This window comes from Kastovskya adunca, assembly GCF_059505785.1.
Genome location: NZ_JCACLG010000033.1, coordinates 75,045 through 93,085 on the forward strand (window position 1 = coordinate 75,045; position 18,041 = coordinate 93,085).

The 18,041-nt window shown below is 46.6% G+C and carries 15 protein-coding genes; 8 read left to right on the forward strand and 7 right to left on the reverse strand.

Translation table 11 applies throughout. The features are described 5' to 3' along the window. Positions 1–138: 138 nt before the first annotated feature. Positions 139–876: a phytochelatin synthase family protein gene (locus AC5JR3_RS13275; protein WP_495846703.1), complete on the forward strand. Its 738-nt coding sequence runs from the start codon at positions 139–141 to the stop codon at positions 874–876. 205 nt (positions 877–1,081) lie between these two features. On the opposite strand, the gene AC5JR3_RS13280 is transcribed toward AC5JR3_RS13275, so the two are convergent. Further along, a complete protein-coding gene (locus tag AC5JR3_RS13280) occupies positions 1,082–1,540 on the reverse strand; it encodes a protein tyrosine phosphatase family protein (RefSeq protein WP_495846705.1) in 459 nt (152 codons plus the stop codon). A gap of 58 nt (positions 1,541–1,598) precedes the next feature. Next, on the reverse strand, positions 1,599–2,324 hold the full coding sequence (sfsA, locus tag AC5JR3_RS13285) for a DNA/RNA nuclease SfsA (protein ID WP_495846707.1): 726 nt from the start codon (positions 2,322–2,324) through the stop codon (positions 1,599–1,601). 269 nt (positions 2,325–2,593) lie between these two features. Between sfsA and AC5JR3_RS13290 the strand changes: the two genes are divergently transcribed. Then, positions 2,594–3,769: a M20 family metallopeptidase gene (locus AC5JR3_RS13290; RefSeq protein WP_495846973.1), complete on the forward strand. Its 1,176-nt coding sequence runs from the start codon at positions 2,594–2,596 to the stop codon at positions 3,767–3,769. 161 nt (positions 3,770–3,930) lie between these two features. Continuing rightward, entirely contained in the window at positions 3,931–4,185 is a 255-nt protein-coding gene (locus AC5JR3_RS13295) for a hypothetical protein (protein WP_495846709.1), read from the forward strand. Between the two features lie 55 nt (positions 4,186–4,240). Here the strand turns inward: AC5JR3_RS13295 and AC5JR3_RS13300 are convergent, their stop codons facing one another. The 3 genes from AC5JR3_RS13300 to AC5JR3_RS13310 form a co-directional block, all read right to left on the reverse strand. Next, complete coding sequence (locus tag AC5JR3_RS13300; protein WP_495846711.1) at positions 4,241–5,824, reverse strand: WD40 repeat domain-containing protein; 1,584 nt, start codon at positions 5,822–5,824, stop codon at positions 4,241–4,243. 151 nt (positions 5,825–5,975) lie between these two features. Continuing rightward, entirely contained in the window at positions 5,976–7,367 is a 1,392-nt protein-coding gene (gene mgtE, locus AC5JR3_RS13305) for a magnesium transporter (protein WP_495846712.1), read from the reverse strand. Positions 7,368–7,452: 85 nt separating this feature from the next. Beyond that, positions 7,453–8,337: a phosphatase PAP2 family protein gene (locus AC5JR3_RS13310; RefSeq protein WP_495846714.1), complete on the reverse strand. Its 885-nt coding sequence runs from the start codon at positions 8,335–8,337 to the stop codon at positions 7,453–7,455. Between the two features lie 282 nt (positions 8,338–8,619). Here AC5JR3_RS13310 and AC5JR3_RS13315 point away from each other — a divergent pair, with 282 nt between their 5' ends. After that, positions 8,620–9,027: a hypothetical protein gene (locus AC5JR3_RS13315; protein WP_495846716.1), complete on the forward strand. Its 408-nt coding sequence runs from the start codon at positions 8,620–8,622 to the stop codon at positions 9,025–9,027. Positions 9,028–9,250: 223 nt separating this feature from the next. Here the strand turns inward: AC5JR3_RS13315 and AC5JR3_RS13320 are convergent, their stop codons facing one another. Next, positions 9,251–9,913, reverse strand: a complete 663-nt coding sequence (locus AC5JR3_RS13320) for an HAD-IA family hydrolase (RefSeq protein ID WP_495846718.1) — start codon at positions 9,911–9,913, stop codon at positions 9,251–9,253. Positions 9,914–10,009: 96 nt separating this feature from the next. Then, entirely contained in the window at positions 10,010–10,963 is a 954-nt protein-coding gene (queG, locus tag AC5JR3_RS13325; protein WP_495846720.1) for a tRNA epoxyqueuosine(34) reductase QueG, read from the reverse strand. Positions 10,964–11,190: 227 nt separating this feature from the next. Here queG and AC5JR3_RS13330 point away from each other — a divergent pair, with 227 nt between their 5' ends. The 4 genes from AC5JR3_RS13330 (at position 11,191) to AC5JR3_RS13345 (ending at position 18,007) form a co-directional block, all read left to right on the forward strand. Beyond that, complete coding sequence (locus tag AC5JR3_RS13330) at positions 11,191–11,622, forward strand: ketosteroid isomerase family protein (RefSeq protein WP_495846722.1); 432 nt, start codon at positions 11,191–11,193, stop codon at positions 11,620–11,622. A gap of 517 nt (positions 11,623–12,139) precedes the next feature. Continuing rightward, positions 12,140–13,498 carry an MFS transporter gene (locus AC5JR3_RS13335; RefSeq protein WP_495846724.1) on the forward strand — a complete coding sequence of 453 codons (1,359 nt, stop codon included), beginning with the start codon at positions 12,140–12,142 and terminating at the stop codon, positions 13,496–13,498. A gap of 987 nt (positions 13,499–14,485) precedes the next feature. Next, positions 14,486–16,327 carry an NAD(P)H-quinone oxidoreductase subunit F gene (locus AC5JR3_RS13340; protein WP_495846974.1) on the forward strand — a complete coding sequence of 614 codons (1,842 nt, stop codon included), beginning with the start codon at positions 14,486–14,488 and terminating at the stop codon, positions 16,325–16,327. Positions 16,328–16,459: 132 nt separating this feature from the next. Beyond that, positions 16,460–18,007: an NADH-quinone oxidoreductase subunit M gene (locus AC5JR3_RS13345; RefSeq protein ID WP_495846726.1), complete on the forward strand. Its 1,548-nt coding sequence runs from the start codon at positions 16,460–16,462 to the stop codon at positions 18,005–18,007. Positions 18,008–18,041: the final 34 nt, after the last annotated feature.

Below are 18,041 nucleotides of genomic sequence, written 5' to 3' on the forward strand. Positions count from 1 at the left end.
TTATCAGTGTAATTTTTTCACTGTCGTAACAGGTATTTAGTATAGAGTTTTTTTATTGATACGCTTCCTTGCACATCGTATTTACCCTAGTTCTTGAAGCGATAGAATACAGCTCAATTCACTACTCAAGAGCGGTGTATGCAGTGTAATCGGTTCAAAGTTGCTAATAATTTTCTCAGAGGGCTAGTTCTAAGCGTGGGGATCGCCAGTGCAAGCGCGATCGCCCAGACACTTCCTCTAGCTCCCGACTTGATTGCTTTCAACTCACCAGAAGGCGAGGAACTCCTGCTAAAAAGCGATGCGAAGCAGGACTTCTGGAACCTGAGTATGCAGTTCGTCACGCAAATCAACCAAGCCTACTGCGGTGTTGCCAGTATGGTGATGGTACTGAATGGTTTAGAGATGCCAGCGCCAGAATCACCTCAGTATGCACCTTATCGCGTGTTTACCCAAGAAAACTTCTTTGACAATCAAGCGACTCGACAAGCGCTCAGTCCTGCTGTTGTTAAACGTCAGGGTATGACGTTAGATGAACTAGGAAGATTGTTTGACAGTCATGCTGTCAACGTGCAGGTATACCATAGCGCCGACACCAGCTTAGAGGAGTTTCGCCGATTAGTTGTGGAGAATTTAGACCAGCCGGGAAATTTTGTTGTTATTAACTATCTTCGCAGCGAAATTGGGCAAGAACGCGGCGGCCATATTTCACCCTTAGCGGCATACAACAAAGAGAGCGATCGCTTTTTAGTTCTGGATGTTGCTCGCTACAAGTACCCTCCTGTCTGGGTAGAAGCAGAGGATTTGTGGCAGTCAATGGCAACGGTCGATTCCACTTCAGGTAAGACTCGTGGGTTTGTTTTGGTTAGCCGTAAATAGAGAGGGTTACTGAGAGATTAGTTCTTCTAAGCGATGGAGGCGTCTATATCCAATCTTCCAACACTAGAGTGGGAACTAGGAAGAATGGCTGTAAATCATCGCCTTTAGTTGTGTGGCTAAAACGCGATCGCTATCTCCTCAACGAATGGATGAGGTAAGAAACCTATGGCGATCGCATCGCCTCTACTTGTCTCTGCGCTTTCAGCTACTGGTAATGCTCGATTACCTCTTCCATAAATTTTTGCCAAGTTTCATTAGGAACCCAAATTTGATCTAGAGTCTGCTTTGCCTCTTCCTCACTTATGCCTTCGTTGAGGCGACGATGTAGATACATAAAGGCGGAAACTCGCATATTAGCAGCGCAATGAACAAAAACATTTTTGTCAGCGTTAGCGTCCATGGTGCTAAAAAAATGCTCGATGTCTTCGAGAGTAGGATTTTCCCAAATTACAGGGATATGCACGTACTGCATCCCTTGATTTTCAACAATTTCTTGCTCCTGCGGCAGGGCATTTGATGATTCTGGTAAGGCAAGATTAACAACAACTTGGTAGCCTGAATCTCTGATTGCTGAGAACTGTGCTTCCATTGGTTGTCCCGCCGTGGCGATAGAATCTGATATTTTTAGAAAGTTATAGATGTTTCCAAGGGCGTCAACAGACATATTCTTCTGTATTTATAGACATGAAAACTGCTGGGTTACAACGGCAAATTTAGTAGTTTTAGGTGAACCCCAATTCGGCTAAACCCAGATAACGAATGCCCTCCGGGGTAATTTCAAAGCGATAGGGTAATAGCTTGACCCCAAAGGCGATCGCCTCTCGCAATAGTTGACCATAGAGGGGATCAGCGCAGTCCCCAGGAGCAAAGTGAGTACAATCACCACGATTAATGAAGTACAGCATCACAGCGCATCCTAGTGGCTCTAGTGCCATTAATTCTCGTAGATGCTTTTGACCGCGAGTTGTCACCGTATCGGGAAATAACACTAGTTCACCCGCCGCCCAGGTTGTACTTTTTACCTCTACATAAATTGGCGACTCTCCACTCTCACTGGTGAGGAGAAAATCGATCCGACTTTTCTTATCTACCCCGTAAGGCACCTCAGGACGAATCGTTGAATAGCTGCCTAACTCTGCAAACAAGTGTTTTTCCAAAGCCAGCTTCACAATCCGATTAGGCATTGCGGTATTCACACCAACCCAAGTCGGTTCATTGTCATAAACCTGAGTCATTTCCCAGGTGTAGGCTAACTTGCGTTTCGGGTTATCGCTGCGGGAAACTTGCACCGGATTGCCAGGGATGCACATCCCCGTCATCGGCCCTGTATTCGGGCAATGAGCGGTAATAATTTCTCCAGAAGTTAACTGAATTTCCGCAAAAAAACGCTTGTAGCGGCGGAGCAGCGTTCCTGGGTAGAGAGTGGGATAGTGGTAAAGCCAAGTCATTAAACAGGGAAATATTAGGAAGAGAAAACCGTTAAATTTTGGAGCATCATCAGGAATTCGTCAATAAACTAAGAACAATGCCAAATTGAATTCAGTCACTTCTAGGCACAAAGCGTTGTAGAAATAGCGTCTAAGCTGGAACTAAGCTGAAAGTCTTAGAATAAATCCCATTGCAAAGTTTCCGCCATAAGCTCCTTTTAACGTCATCTATGCAAGATATTAATCCTAACTCTGTCTCTGTTGATGCTCTAAAACCGTCGGAATCTCCGATTTTGAATCGGATTAAAGACATAACAGAGAAACTAGCCCCTCGCTTGATTGAAATTCGCCGTCATATTCATGCTCATCCCGAATTAAGCGGTCAGGAGTACCAAACAGCAGCTTATGTTGCTGGCGTGCTTTCGTCCTGTGGGGTGCATGTGCAAGAAGCGGTGGGGAGAACTGGCGTAGTGGGCGAGTTACCGAACTTGGGAACTGATCGGCGCTGCTTGGCGATCCGCACTGATATGGATGCGTTACCTATTCACGAACGCGCCCCGATTGAGTTTGCCTCTCGTCTACCGGGAATCATGCACGCCTGTGGACATGATGTTCATACAACAGTTGGACTAGGAACGGCGATGGTGTTGTCTCAGTTGGGAGAGCAATTGCCAGGACAGGTACGCTTGATCTTTCAACCTGCTGAGGAAATTGCCCAAGGTGCGAGCTGGATGGTGGAAGCGGGTGTGATGAAAACAGTGGATGCTATTTTGAGCTTGCACGTATTTCCTTCTATTCCTTCCGGTTGCGTTGGGATTCGCTATGGGGCATTGACAGCAGCAGCAGACGATCTGGAAATATTGATCATGGGAGAATCGGGACATGGTGCGCGTCCCCATGAAGCGATTGACGCGATTTGGATTGCCTCGCAGGTGATTACAACGCTTCAGCAGGCAATTAGCCGGACGCAAAACCCGCTGCGACCTGTGGTGCTGACTATTGGGCAAATCAACGGGGGTCGAGCACCTAATGTGATTGCCGATCAGGTGCGATTAACGGGAACAGTGCGATCGCTCCATCCAGAAACCCATGCCAATTTACCCCTGTGGATTGAGCACCTTGTCTCCTCCGTCTGCCAAACTCACGGCGCACGCTATGAATTTCACTATCGCCGAGGTGTGCCGTCGGTGCAAAATGACTTGGTGTTGACGCAGATGACGGAAGATGTGGTTAGGGAGGCATGGGGAAGCGATCGCGTCCAAATCTTACCTGAACCGTCCCTAGGGGCAGAAGACTTCGCCCTCTATCTGGAACATGCTCCCGGCACCATGTTCCGCCTCGGCGTCGGTCATCACAACAAGCCCAACTATCCTCTACATCATCCTCAATTTGAGGTAGATGAATCCGCGATCGTCACTGGCGTCGTTACTATGGCTTATTCCGCCTGTAAATATTGGTTGAGTTAATCAGTCCTGACCTTGAAAATTCCAGAAAATTGAGCATTAAAAGTTTAATCCTCTAGTTTCTAACCCTAGGAGGATTAATTGGGCAGTAGCTCCAGCTATCATAGGCTACCAAGATGCAATAGCTTGCGTCTGTAGAACATCTATAGATTAGAAAATTGCTTATGGCTTCGCCGACCCCTCTTACAGGATTAGAGCTAGTTGATTGCGCCAAAGCAAATGCAAAGCAAGGCATTGAAACGGCAGCTCACCAATGTGGCTACGGTAATAAGCTGCAAGTTTTTCAGCAAGAACTCAAGCAAGCGTGCCAAGACATGGGCGTTAGAGTCAACGAGCTGAGCGATTTAATTACCGATCAAGATAATTTGATTAGAGATGAAGGGGAAATTATTGCTCCTTCTACTGAGTCCGAGTTGTAGAACATCGATTCATATCTAATAGCGCGAAGATCTAGTAGTTTCTCGCTCTCTATCCCTAGCTCTTACCTTCTCGTTGCCAGATTTGAACCGTACCATCTACCCTGCCACTGGCGATAATTTGAGCGTCGGGGCTGATAGCGACGGACATAATCGAACTCATCGGTTCGACAGTAAGGACAGTAACTCGTTCTTCTGTCTCTAAATGCCAAAGGTGTATTGTTCCATCAGAACTACCACTGATTACCATCTGTCCATCGGGGCTAAATATTGCACTAGTTACAGGTGCGTCATGGGCGTAGACAACGTGGAGCTGTTCTCTGTCTTCTAGATGCCACAACTTTACGGTTCCGTCTGCACAACTTGCTGCCAACCTTTGACTATCAGGACTGATGGCAAGAGAAGAAACCGAGCTAATATTTCCTTTCAGAACACCTAGTTGAGAGCGGCTTTGTAGTTGCCAGAGGGTAATGATGCCATCGCCGCCACTACTGGCAATGAGCTGAGCATCGGGGGACAACGCGATCGCCTCGATCCCTCCTTTGTTCTCGCTTATGCTATCAATCAGCTCACCCTTTTCCAATTCCCACAGCTTAATCGTCTCGTCAAAGCCACCACTCACCAGCAGTTGCCCATCGTGGCTAATAGATAGCGATCGCACGGAACTCGTATGACCCCTCAATGTACGAATTAATTCCCCGGTTTCTAGCTGCCATAGTTTAAGGGTTTCGTCCCAACTGCTGCTGACCAAGTATTGCCCATCAGGACTGATAGCAATGGCAAATACCCCCTTAGAATGCTCAGATAGGGTGCGAAGCAGCTTGCCGCTGACGATGTTCCAAACTTTAATGCTTTTGTCAAAACTACCTGTCACCAACACTTGATTATCGGGGCTAATAGCAAGGCTACGAACCCAATCAGAATGGGCGGCTAGGGTATAAACAAAGCTCCAATTGGGAGGCGTTGTCCTTTCTGATGAGGTAGGTATTGGGGAGGGTTCAGGTGGTGGCGTTACTTCTGATAAGGTAGGTACTGGGAAAGGCTCAGATGGGGCTTTTGCTGTGCTGGATGTGGGGGATGCCAATCCTGGGGTAAAAAGGGCAGGTTGTCGCGGCTCAGGTAGGTTGAGGGAGCTGTCTGATGAGGGGAGGGGCTGGCGGTTAATTCGAGTAATTTCTACTTTTAGTTTAGCGATCGCTGTCTCTAACATCTCCACTCTGCCAGGTAGGGAGGAACGATTCAAGTATTGAATCACGCCACTGAGAGATTCCTCTAGGCTGGCATACTGTTGTCGAAGTTGGGCAGATGTTGGAGGGCTTTGTGGCTCAGTAGGAGCTTCCGGTGGCGTCAGGGCTTTTGGTTGTTGAGTTTCTAACTTAGCGAGGGCGGCTTCTAATTCCAACTGCTGTTGATCTGCTAATTCTTCTGCTTGGCGATAGAGATGAGCGATCGCCCCATTTGTCAGCCGTCGCACTCGCTGCTCAATGCGTAGCCGATTAATTAAATTCAGCAACAACGCCAGCGACACTGGCACCAATCCATAGCCTACCTGTCCCAACTCCATCGCCACGGCTGTCCCCAAAATCGACGCCGCGATCGCGACATATTCAATAATTTCTAGCCAGTGGCGCTGATTAGTCATTAGTTAGGTAGGGTTCAAGATTCAAAACTAATCGCTAATATTCTGTTACCTGTCCTTGTGGGGTGCAGGAGTACGGGGATGCCGTATCCCTGCTGACCAAATCACCGACTGACCAACTCACCAACTCAGGACTTTCTTTATACTTCATCCTCTATAACCTTAAGATTGCTCGCGCAATGTTGAAGTAAATTAAAACCCCCAAGACATCAACGGCGGTGGTGATAAACGGTGCTGACATCAGAGCAGGATCTAAACGGAGATGGTTAAAGAGAAAAGGTAGTGCCGAGCCTGCCAATGAAGCTAGAAGAGCGATCGCTATTAGACTACCTCCGACGCAGAAAGCAACTAATAAATTTCCTTGCAGTATATATGCCCATACAGTAGCCACACTCCCTAGAATCGTTCCCAGGAGTATTCCTGCCATCGCTTCCCGCAAGATGACTTTAAGTGGCCCTAAATCTCGAAGTTCGTCAGTATTCAATCCCCTGATCACCACCGTTGAAGACTGAGCACCCACATTACCCCCCGTACCTGTGAGCAAGGGAATAAAGGCAGTAAGGATTGCCATTTGCTGCAATATTGCCTCTTGCGACTTAATAATGGTGGCAGTGATGCTGTTTGTCAGTAGCAAGACGAACAACCAAACCACCCGCTTACGAGCCACGGTGATTAAATTCGTTTGAAAATAATTGTCACCTCCTGATTGAACGCCACCGCCTAAGGCATAGATATCTTCCGTTGTTTCCTCTTCGATAATGTCAATCACATCATCGACAGTGACAATCCCCACTAAACGCTGCTCCCGGTCTACTACAGGGACAGCCAAAAAGTCATAGCGTTGAATTAGACGTGCTAGTTCTTCTTGATCGGTATCGGTGTGAACAGACACGACATCCCGCGCCATAATTGACGCCAGAGTGTCTTGCGGCGGTGAAGTCACCAAATCTCGCAACGACACAATTCCTGTCAGTTGTCTTGCCGCATCCGTAACGTAAAGGTAGTAAATGGTTTCAGTAACGTGGGCTAAGCTACGTATCCGTTCTAAGGTTTGGGCAACAGTCAAGCTTTCTTTTAGCGAAACATATTCGGGGGTCATGATCCGACCTGCCGTACCCGCTTCGTAACCCAGCAATAGAGCTGTTGCTTCGCGTTCTTTGGGACTAAGTTGTTCCACCAAACGGCGAACCACTTTCGCTGGAAGTTCATCAAACAAACGCGCCCGGTCATCCGGCGACATTTTATCTACAATGTCCAAAACATCCTGGCGTCTAAATTCTTCAACCAGCGCCTGCTGGACGCTAGAGTCGAGATATTCGTAGACTTCGATCGCCTCAGCTTTTGATAGCAAGCGAAACGCGATCGCCTGCATTGTTTCAGGTAGCCCTTCGATCGCCTCGGCAATATCCACAGGCTGCACGGGTACCAGCAGAGCTTTCGCTCCTTGGAAGTTATTCTGCTCCAGCAACATTTGCAGTTGTGTTCGCACCAACTGCCTGAGTTCGTTGCGCGATATGGTCTGGAGGGGGATTATGTTCTCAGTCAAGTTAAACTCCAGCCGAAATAGTTAGGTTTTGCCTTTAGTTTACGTTGCCGTTAGCCTGTTTCTAGACCACCGACGAGGGACTCTTTTAAAACTTGCGACCTGAAGGTTGGGATAACCCCATGTAGGAAAATAATGCCGGGGCAAGGAATGTAATCCATAGGGCGGCAAGAGCAAGTGTGACTACATTAACAACAGGCGAAGAATCCTTTGTGAGATAAAGAATTGTTCCTAGGATGGCTAACACGCCTAAACCAATTCCGACCTTCAAGGCTTGCTTGCTCCTCGGAACTTGGGCGGGAGAGTAGTGAACATACCAGTGTTCTAAAGGCATTCCAATACCTGCCCCTAAGGCGACGCCAAAGACTTCCCAGCCCCTATCAGACAAAAAGATAACCGGGAGTGCGCCAATGGGGAAGGCAAGTCCGATGGTGAGGAAAAAGCGGAAGGGACGACTCTTGAACCACGGTAAAATCTTTGACCACAGACGTTGGTAGAGAACTACCAAGGTGGTGCCAATGATGACGCCGCCTAGCAAGTCTCCTGGGTAATGGACGCCCAGATACAACCGGGCGGGCATCATTGCCAGAACAATGACTATAGGAACGGCGATGGGGAGTTTGTTAAACGCAGCCAGCGAACCCCAAAGCATTGTTGCTGTTACCGTATGTCCACTGGGAAAGGACGATACAACAGGCTTCTTGATATATAGGGTGATACGCGGGTCACTAGGGCGAGGTAAGCTGACAAGATTCCATATCAACAAATCTGTCAGAGTTGCCAGCAAAATTGCTCCCAGCAATCCATAAGCAAGCCGCCGTCCAGAAAGCCATAATGCCAGGGCAAAAACGATCGCGATCGCTGGAATACTCCCTAATAGAGAAATTCCCTCAAACAGCCGCTCCCAACCCGTCCCCAAGAAGCGCTGGAAGGCAATAATAGGCTCTGGCGACCATAGTTTTTCAATCCCCATCCACAATCACTCCCGTCACCACTAAATTAGATTTGATTATCCTCTTTCTTGAGATGAGGTGAGTACCAGACTTTTGGTAATACTCACGACTCCAAACTCAAGACTCAGGACGTTAAGTTGGTTAATCCGTACCTCCAGCTTAGAGTTCTCCCTCCTTCGTCTTTGGAAGTAGGTAGGTAAAATAAAGGCGCTATTTTAATCGGCAGTGTATCGTTTGACTAAATATAGCGACTCTATTTATCTTTGAGTCTTTGCAATCAACTCTCTTGAGGAAAGCTAATTATGACAACCGATCCTACTCCTAAAGAACGCGCTCTAGTTGAGTACAGCGAAGAAACCAATGCTCTTGTCGAAACTGAAATGGTAGGAGAATCTGATGAAATCAAAAACGAAACCAAAGCGCTGATCGAAGCCATCAAAAGAAGGGCACAATCAGAAGCCCAAGGTGCAGGCGATCTAACTCGTGACACCTACCTGAATGCTGTAAGACAAGCCAGAGAAACGATCGAACAAAACAAACTCTTCGATCCTGAGCGAATTGAATACTCGATTAAGCTGCTGCAAATGGATGCCGAGAAGAATTGGGAGTCCACTCTTAAAGAGGTTTCAACGCTTGGCGATCGCCTCGCTGATGCCGCCAAAGCTGCCTGGGATGCCCTAACCGCCCCTCGCCCTGATTCTAATCTGTAACTTTCTTTGTTGTAGTACCAATCTAGATAGAAAATCTCCGCTTTAACTAACAGTTGAGCGGAGGTTTTTAATTACATAGGACGAAGCAAATAACTAAAAAATTATAGCAGGGATTTAGCACTCAAAATAAAACCCAGTCCCAACTAAAAACCTACTTTAAAATTTTACATTCCACCACATAATTTAATTGAGCTTCGCCTACTTACTTATACCGTTCTATCTATCAAACTCGCGGCACCTCACCTAGTCCTTGAAGATTGGCAATTATTTCGATTAATTCCCTAGGGTGGTGAATCAAAAAATCTGGATTGTAACTTGCTAAAATTTCTGGAGTATTAAATCCCCAGCTTACAGAAACTATTTTGATTTCACTTTTTTGCGCTGACTCAATATCCCTAGTCTCATCACCCACATAAATAACTTCATTATTTTGCAAATTCCTTTGTCTCAGCAACTTATTGATGATTCTATGCTTACCAAACAGCGTGGTTCCTGAATAAATAAAATCAAACAGTTCTTGCATTTCGTGCTGTTGCAAGATAAGTCTAGCGTTTTCTTCTGAGTTAGAAGTAACAATACCCAGCTGGTTGCCTTGATTTTGTAACTCTATAAGAGCTTCTTTAATTCCTGAGATCAAATTAATATTTTTAACCTCTCTCTTAAGCTCTTTTTCTACTCTTCTCAGTAAAAATGGCAACTTAAAGATAGAAATTCCTGACTGCTTGATGATTTCTCTAGAGCTTAAATTTTTAATTAGTGCGAATTCTTCTTGAGTGGCTGGCACGTAACCAAATTCTAGTGCCAGACGATTTGTAATTTTTAAAAGGGTATCGAGAGTATCAGCGAGGGTGCCATCAAAATCGAAAATTATTAATTTATTTGTCATGGAGACAGATCCTTAGCCAAACTGATATTCTCTATTCTCAAGATTTGCCTTGGTATGGCGCTAAATTGCAGCAGTTACCGTGATTGGGGCAGAACTTTATCCCCTATTTTCCAGGTTTGCTCTAGCATTGCGCCGTAACATTTCGGGCTTGATGCGCCGTAAGGCAGAAGCAGGAAAGCGCTGGTTCCACTCTTCATCAGAGATTACTGCTAATTCTGCCAGTTTAGGAGCAATATTTTGCGGATAGGGCTGAAATTCACTAATATCTGTTTCTTTTGCAAAGCGCTGATTCCAAGGGCAAACATCCTGGCAAATGTCGCAACCTGCTACCCAACCCTTTAAGTGGGGAGCGATCGCCTCAGGTAAGGTTTCGTTCCGATTCTCTATCGTGTGGTAGGCAATGCAGCGATTGGCGTCTACTACAAAGGGTTGAGTAATGGCATTCGTTGGACAAGCATCCAAGCACCGGGTACAGGTACCGCAATGTTCGGTATGGGGTTTGTCTGGTGTCAACTCCAGGTTCGTCAGTATTTCCCCCAAAAATACCCAGGAACCGTATTCCCGTGTAATCACATTACCATTTTTCGCAATCCAGCCAATACCTGCTTGTTGCGCCCAAACCTTATCCTGCACAGGTGCAGTATCCGCGTAGTAACGCGCCTGTATTCCTTCTCCTTGCGCTTCTAACCAAGTGTTCAACGCCTTCAGCTTTTTGGGCATCACTTTGTGATAATCCCGTCCCCATCCATACCGGGAAATCTTGGCGTATTCGTCACTGTTCGGGCGTTGGTGAGGAGTGTAGTAGTTGAGGGCAACGCATAGGATAGAGCGCACCTCTGGCATAACTTGATAGATATCCTGCCGTCTGGGGTTCTGCATCCATTCCATGTCTGCTTGGTACCCCAAAGCTAGCCACGCTTGCAGCCGCTGCACGGCTGTCTGTGCGACGTCCCGATTTACTGCCGCAATCCCTACCTTATGAAAACCCAACTCCTGAGCTTTCTGCTTAATTAGAGTGCTGCTGACTGGCAATTTTACGGGTGGTGACATTGTTCTCTCACTATAGAGAAAACGAACAAATATAGTATCTAGGGAGATAGGGTTGAAGGATTTATTCGTATTTTTTACAAAACGTAGCATTTTGAAGGTCAGGTAAGAGACTCCAATCTCTCCATTGAGACAGTCTGAGTTGATAGCTTTTAAAAAATCCCTCTATAAGGGCAGGTATCAAGCTGCCTTTGTGTTTACTCTAATAGCTGTAGGCAAAGATAAGTTGTATGACAATTACTGACGATTCGACTCCAACTCCTGAAGTTGCCTCTCCCGACTTAACAATTGAAGGAATTTCTCTACTCGTTATTCAGCGTTACTTTGAGACGATGAATGCGGGGGAATATACAGCAACAGCGGAGTTGTTTGCCCAGACGGGAGCGATGCAGCCACCTTTTGAGCAGCCGATTGTAGGATCAGAAGCGATCACTACTTTTTTAGAGGCAGAAGCCAAAGAAATGCAACTCTACCCTCGCCAAGGTGTTACTGAAAATTTAGACGACGGCAATCTGCAAGTTCAGGTATCCGGTAAAGTGCAGACGCCCCTGTTTGGAGTGAATGTTGCATGGCACTTTCTCCTCAATGCCGAAGAAGAAATTCTTTATACCCGCATTAAGCTTTTGGCTTCTCCCCAGGAATTACTCAAGCTTCGCCGCTAACCGAAATTCAGCCAGACCCCAAAAATTATTCTTGCTGGATAAATATTTGGAGCCGGGAGAACTAGTAACTCGTCAGGGTTTCTGACACGTTCACTCTTTGCTGCCTAGCTACTAAAACAGTTAAAAATAAAATAGTCCAAGTCTAGGTTTAATGATTCACCTTATTCCTCCCTAACCCCCTCAGTGCATTGAATTGCTAGGGAGAGGAACAAGTCAAGGGAGCAAGGCTTCGCTTAAGCTGGGAACACTGACGTTTAGCAAAGCCTGATCGAAGAGCTAAAGTTTGCGAGTCCTGCGCGATCGCAATTTGGCTCATAAATGCAAGCAACAGCGAGACAGATCCTGTTACCGCTTGCGATGTTGATTTCTAAAGTATTTCATGAAGCACAAAAAACCTACAGAAAACTGCAAGACAGTTTGCAGCTATTTGCGCCTTTTTTTGGAGACTCTAAAACCTCTATTTCTCCCGCCTGGATGGCTGCCAATCAGACCATTCAGCGTATAGGGAGAAGTAGAGATGAAAAAAGCGCATTTAAACTTTTGGCAACTCTGGAACATGAGTTTTGGATTCCTTGGCATCCAATTTGGCTGGGGTCTGCAAATGGCAAACATGAGTGCCATTTTCGAGTATCTCGGTGCTGATGCTCACCATATCCCGATCCTTTGGGTTGCTGCTCCCCTTACAGGATTAGTCATCCAGCCGATTATTGGCAATATGAGCGACCACACCTGGGGACGACTCGGCAGACGGCGACCTTACTTCCTCGTCGGTGCCATTTTTAGCTCCCTAGCACTAATTCTCATTCCTCATTCCTCCACCCTCTGGATGGCGGCGGGATTGCTCTGGGTTTTGGATACCTCCGCCAATGTCAGCATGGAGCCTTTTCGGGCATTTGTGTCTGATTTGCTCCCGGAAGACCAGCGCACCAGAGGATTTGCGATGCAAAGCCTACTCATTGGCATCGGTTCGGTGTCAGCCTCTGCTTTTCCCTGGTTGCTGAGTCATGTTTTTGGGGTTCCCAGCATTACCGTCAGTCAAGAACAGAAAATTCCCCCAACAGTAGAAATTTCTTTCTATATTGGAGCAGCGCTTTTCTTAGGAACTGTGCTGTGGACAGTACTCAGCACCAAGGAGTACCCACCAGAAGACATGCAAGCCTTCAAACAGGAACAGGCAAAACATGGGGGTCTAACCAATAGCTTCCGAGAAATTCGTACGGCACTGCAAGCAATGCCGCTAACCATGCGACAGTTGGCATGGGTACAGTGCTTTACCTGGTCTGGATTGTACTGCTTCTTTCTTTACTTTCCCCCCGCCGTTGCCCACAATATCTTTGGTGCTACCCACGAAAATTCACCGCTATATATCCAGGGGATCGAATGGGCAGGCATATGCATTGCTGCCTACAATGCGGTTTGCATCGTTTTTTCCTTTGTCTTACCCCAACTAGCACAAGCAACTAGCCCCCGGCTCACCCACAGCTTTTGCTTACTGTGCGGTGCGGCAGGTTTGATTTCCCTGATTGGCATCAACAACCAGTACCTATTGCTCTTGCCAATGGTAGGAGTGGGCATTACCTGGGCAAGTGTTTTGGCAATGCCCTATGCAATCCTAGTAGGTTCCCTCCCGCCGGAGCGAAGTGGGATTTATATGGGCATCTTCAACCTCTTTATCGTCTTACCAGAGATTTTTATCTCCCTTGGCTTTGGCTGGGTAATGGATCATCTCCTCGACAACAATCGCCTCTTAGCCGTTGTTATCGGCGGTGGCTTCTTGATTGTTGCTGCGATCCTCATGCAACGGGTAGAGGAAGTTGTACCAGAAGAAGTGCTTGAAGTCGTTGAGATACCAGAAAAATCTGTTGTCAGAACTTAGCTTTTTGGCTAATGTTTCCAATTTCAAAGTAGCCCAGAGTGATTAATCCAGAGCTAATCACTCTGGTTGACTGACAAATCTTCGGTTTGCCTTATTGTTCACCAGGAAATAAACTTCCTGGCTCAAGGCTAAAGTCATCTTCATAGGATTAAAACGCATTTAGGGCTATCTAAATGGGCTTAGGCTATTGGCTCAAAAGTCATTCTGGGCGGATAAGCAACGAATCTTTAGGCTTTTAGCACCTTTGTCAGTCAACCAGGCTAATCACTAGTTAACCCGTTTATGCTTGTCTTTTTATATCCCCTCCCCCACATTTTCTTCTATATTACTGTCGGCTTCCTACATTTTTTAGTAAATCTTTCCCAAGAAATTCACAAGTTCTTCACTTTTTTCATTAATTCGGAAAGATACCTTGACAACAAGAATCAGAACTTGAACTTTTTTGGGGTGCAAGATTTTATGAGAGTACTGATTGTTGAAAAGGAGCGATCGCTTACAAAGGAGCTTCTAAAAGATCTCAACAAGCACAACTACCTAAGGAGTAAGTATTATTTGTTAGCCATGTTATTGACATACTCTCCCCTTTGTATCCCTCTGCGTTAAAGAATGCAGAAGTTAGAAGCTTGTTGAGCAAGATGTAAGCATCAAATGAATTTAGCTACAGATTATTTTCTGTAATTAGATCATTTATTTACAATTACTAATCTAAGCCAAATAAATTTTTTATATAGAGAATTCTCTATGGTTTGCATATCGATTATGAATATGACGGTTGCCGGAAGCGCAAAGCTTTGTATTTAAAAGCTTTGGTGGTTTCAAAAGTATTTCCAATGAATTAATCCTCTAGCTATAAAGTTTACTTTTGGTTGACGAACAACTAAGCTGTTTGAAAAGATTAAAACAAACTTAAGTAAACAAACGACTTAGATTCTTAGCTGGATCGGGTAAGCGTCTAGTGCGTTTGAAGTGACGAATGACTTAGAAGTGATGCCAATTCCTCAACTTTTTGTCGATACCATCTGGTTAGTACCTTGCTACGCCTTAATTGGTGCGATCGCCGCCATACCCTGGTCGCCTGGAATTATTCGCCTCACCGGGCCAAGACCATCAGGATATATCAATCTCTTGATGACTCTATTGGGATTTGTTCACAGCGTGATCGCGCTGCAAGCCATTTGGAACCAGCCTCCCCAACATATTGCCTTTACCTGGTTCTCCACGACGGGGTTAGATTTCATCATCCCTATTGAAATTTCTACCGTCACAGTGGGCGCACTTATTTTAGTTACAGGTTTGAACCTACTCTCACAGACCTACGCCATCGGTTACATGGAGATGGATTGGGGATGGGCGCGTTTCTACACCTTGTTAGCCCTGTTTGAAGCGGGAATGTCTGCCCTTGCCCTATGCAACTCCCTCTTCTTTAGCTATGTAATTTTGGAAATCCTCACCTTAGGGACTTACCTCCTAATCGGACTGTGGTTTAATCAGTCGTTGGTGGTGACAGGGGCGAGAGATGCCTTCTTAACAAAGCGGGTTGGAGACTTGGTGCTGCTGATGGGGGTGGTGGCGTTGTATCCCATCGCCGGAACCTGGGATTTTTCTGAGTTGGCAGTGTGGGCACAAACAGCGAACTTAGACCCGAAAGTCGCCACGCTGTTAGGTTTAGCCTTAATTGCGGGCCCGATGGGTAAATGCGCTCAATTTCCGTTGCACCTCTGGTTAGATGAAGCGATGGAAGGGCCATTACCCTCAACGATTTTGCGGAACTCTGTGGTGGTGGCAACAGGGGCTTGGGTGCTGGTGAAACTGGAACCTGTATTAGCCCTTTCTCCCTTTGTTTTATCCGTAACGGTAGGAATTGGTGCGGTAACAGCCCTTGGGGGAAGCTTGATTGCGATCGCCCAAATTGATATCAAACGCGCCTTATCTTATTCCGTTAGTGCCTACATGGGTTTGGTATTCATTGCCGTGGGAATGCAGCAAACGGAAGCCGCACTGCTACTGGTACTGACCCATGCAGTAGCGATCGCCCTTTTGGTAATGAGTATCGGTGCCGTGATTTGGAGTAGCATCACCCAAGATCTCACGCAGCTCGGTGGCTTATGGTCGCGCCGACCTGTATCCGCACTTGCCTTCATTACCGGAATTTTGGGGTTGATTGCCTTTCCTCCCTTTGGTAGCTTTTGGGCATTATTACAGCTAGCGGATGGGTTATGGGCGACGAAACCTTGGTTAGTCGGTGTTTTATTAGTCGTTAATTTGCTGACAGCTTTTAGCTTGACTCGCGTGTTCTGTTTGGTATTTGGCGGTAAACCAAAGCAAATGGCAGTGCGATCGCCAGAAGTACATTGGCCAATGACGTTCCCGATGATGCTCTTGCTGGGGTTCGTCTTACACCTCCCCTTAGTCTTGCAAAGCTTATCTCTACTACCCGACTGGGCAATCCTCAACAAAGACCTTGCCCTACTGCTGATTTGGTCTACTATCTTCGGTTGCAGCATCAGTGCAGTGGTCTACCTAGGCAACACATTACCAAAGCCCGTGCAGCTTCCCTGGAAACCATTGCAAGACTTGTTAGCGTATGACTTTTACACTGCCAAACTGTATCGCCTGAGTATTGTCTTTGCCGTTGATTTGGTTTCCAAAATTACCTCTTGGTTTGACCGCCACATTGTTGATGGTGCAGTTAATTTTGTTGGACTAGCTACTATTTTTGGTGGACAAAGCTTGCGGTACAACGTCACAGGACAAACTCAATTTTATGCCCTAACCATTTTGCTAGCTGTCTCGCTTTTTCTGGGCTTGCTAACAGTTGGATGGGTTTAAACTAAAGCTTTGTTTCCTAGGTTTTTAGTTTGGAAACGAACTCCAAGCCTACATAGAGAAGCACGAGTTAGCCCTGATAAATTAATTTCACTAATCCCTTAAAAACGCTTTGGAAGGAGTCAAATTAAGTTAATGCTGAGTACCTTAATCTGGTTGCCCGTGCTGGGGGCGCTAATTGTTGGGTTTTCGCCTGGAACTATATCAGCAAAGCGACTACGGTTTGTAGCGTTAGCGATCGCTACTGTGATCTTACTGCTGACGCTTTGGTTGGGAAGCCAGTTCAACCAAGGCATGGCAGGATTGCAGATGCAGGAGTATCTTCCCTGGATTCCCCAACTCGGCTTAACCTATCGCTTGGGCATTGATGGCTTATCTTTTCCCTTGGTAGCATTAAGCGGTTTGTTGACCTGGATTGCCCTCTATGGCACTGGCGAAGCCGTTGCCCGTCCCCGGCTTTATTACGCCTTGGTTTTGCTCGTCAATGCCGCCTTAGCTGGGGCATTTCTCTCGCAGAATTTGCTGCTATTCATCCTCTTCTACGAAGTAGAACTCATCCCCTTGTACTTGCTAATTAGTATCTGGGGAGGGCCAAAGCGGGGTTACGCAGCAACGAAATTTCTTATCTATACGGCAGTTTCAGGAATTTTGATTCTGGTAGCGTTCCTAGGGATAACCTGGTTAAGCGGATCTAGCAGCTTTGATTATGCGTCGATTGTTACTCAGGGCTTACCCCAACAAACGCAACTGATTCTCCTCACCCTGCTGCTGATTGGCTTTGGCATCAAAATCCCTCTGGTTCCCCTCCACACCTGGTTACCCGATGCTTATGTGGAAGCGTCTCCTCCCGTTGCTATTCTTTTAGGGGGGATTCTCGCCAAGCTCGGAACCTATGGCTTGGTGCGGTTTGGGTTGGGGCTATTTCCCGACGCGTGGGCGACTGTTGCCCCTGGACTCTCAGTTATTGGGGTAGTGAGTGTATTGTATGGAGCATTAAGCGCGATCGCCCAAAAAGATATTAAGCGCATGGTTGCTTACAGTTCCATCGGTCACATGGGCTACATCCTCGTTGCAGCGGCGGCGGGTACACCAATGAGTCTAGTCGGTGCGGTTTCTCAAATGGTCGCCCACGGCTTAATCCTGGCAATCCTCTTCTATCTCGTTGGCATTATTGAGAACAAAGTCGGCACCCGCGAACTGGATGTTCTCAACGGCTTAATGAACCCGATTCGTGGCTTACCTCTTGTCAGCGCCCTCTTAATTCTTGGAGGAATGGCAAGCGCGGGAATTCCCGGACTCGTCGGCTTTATCGCAGAATTTCTCGTTTTTCAAGGTAGCTTTTCAGTATTCCCTATTCCTACCCTGCTTTGCGTCCTTGCTAGCGGCTTAACAGCTGTTTACTTCGTCATCCTCCTAAACCGCACCTGCTTCGGCAAACTCGACAACAAAATCGCCTACTTCCCTAAAGTGAAGTGGCAAGAACATACTCCCGCCTTAGTCTTGGCAGCAACCATATTCTTCTTAGGCATTCAACCTACTTGGTTAGTGCGTTGGAGCGAACCCACCATCGCCGCAATGGTAGCAGCCATACCCCCCCAACCGAATCAAAAAATTATCCTAAACCCTGACTTCAATTCAGAACTACCCGCAGTAATTCCTACTGTAGACAGTCAAACCTTTTAAAAAAGGAAACTTTGCTCCGGTTCCCCCCTTTTTT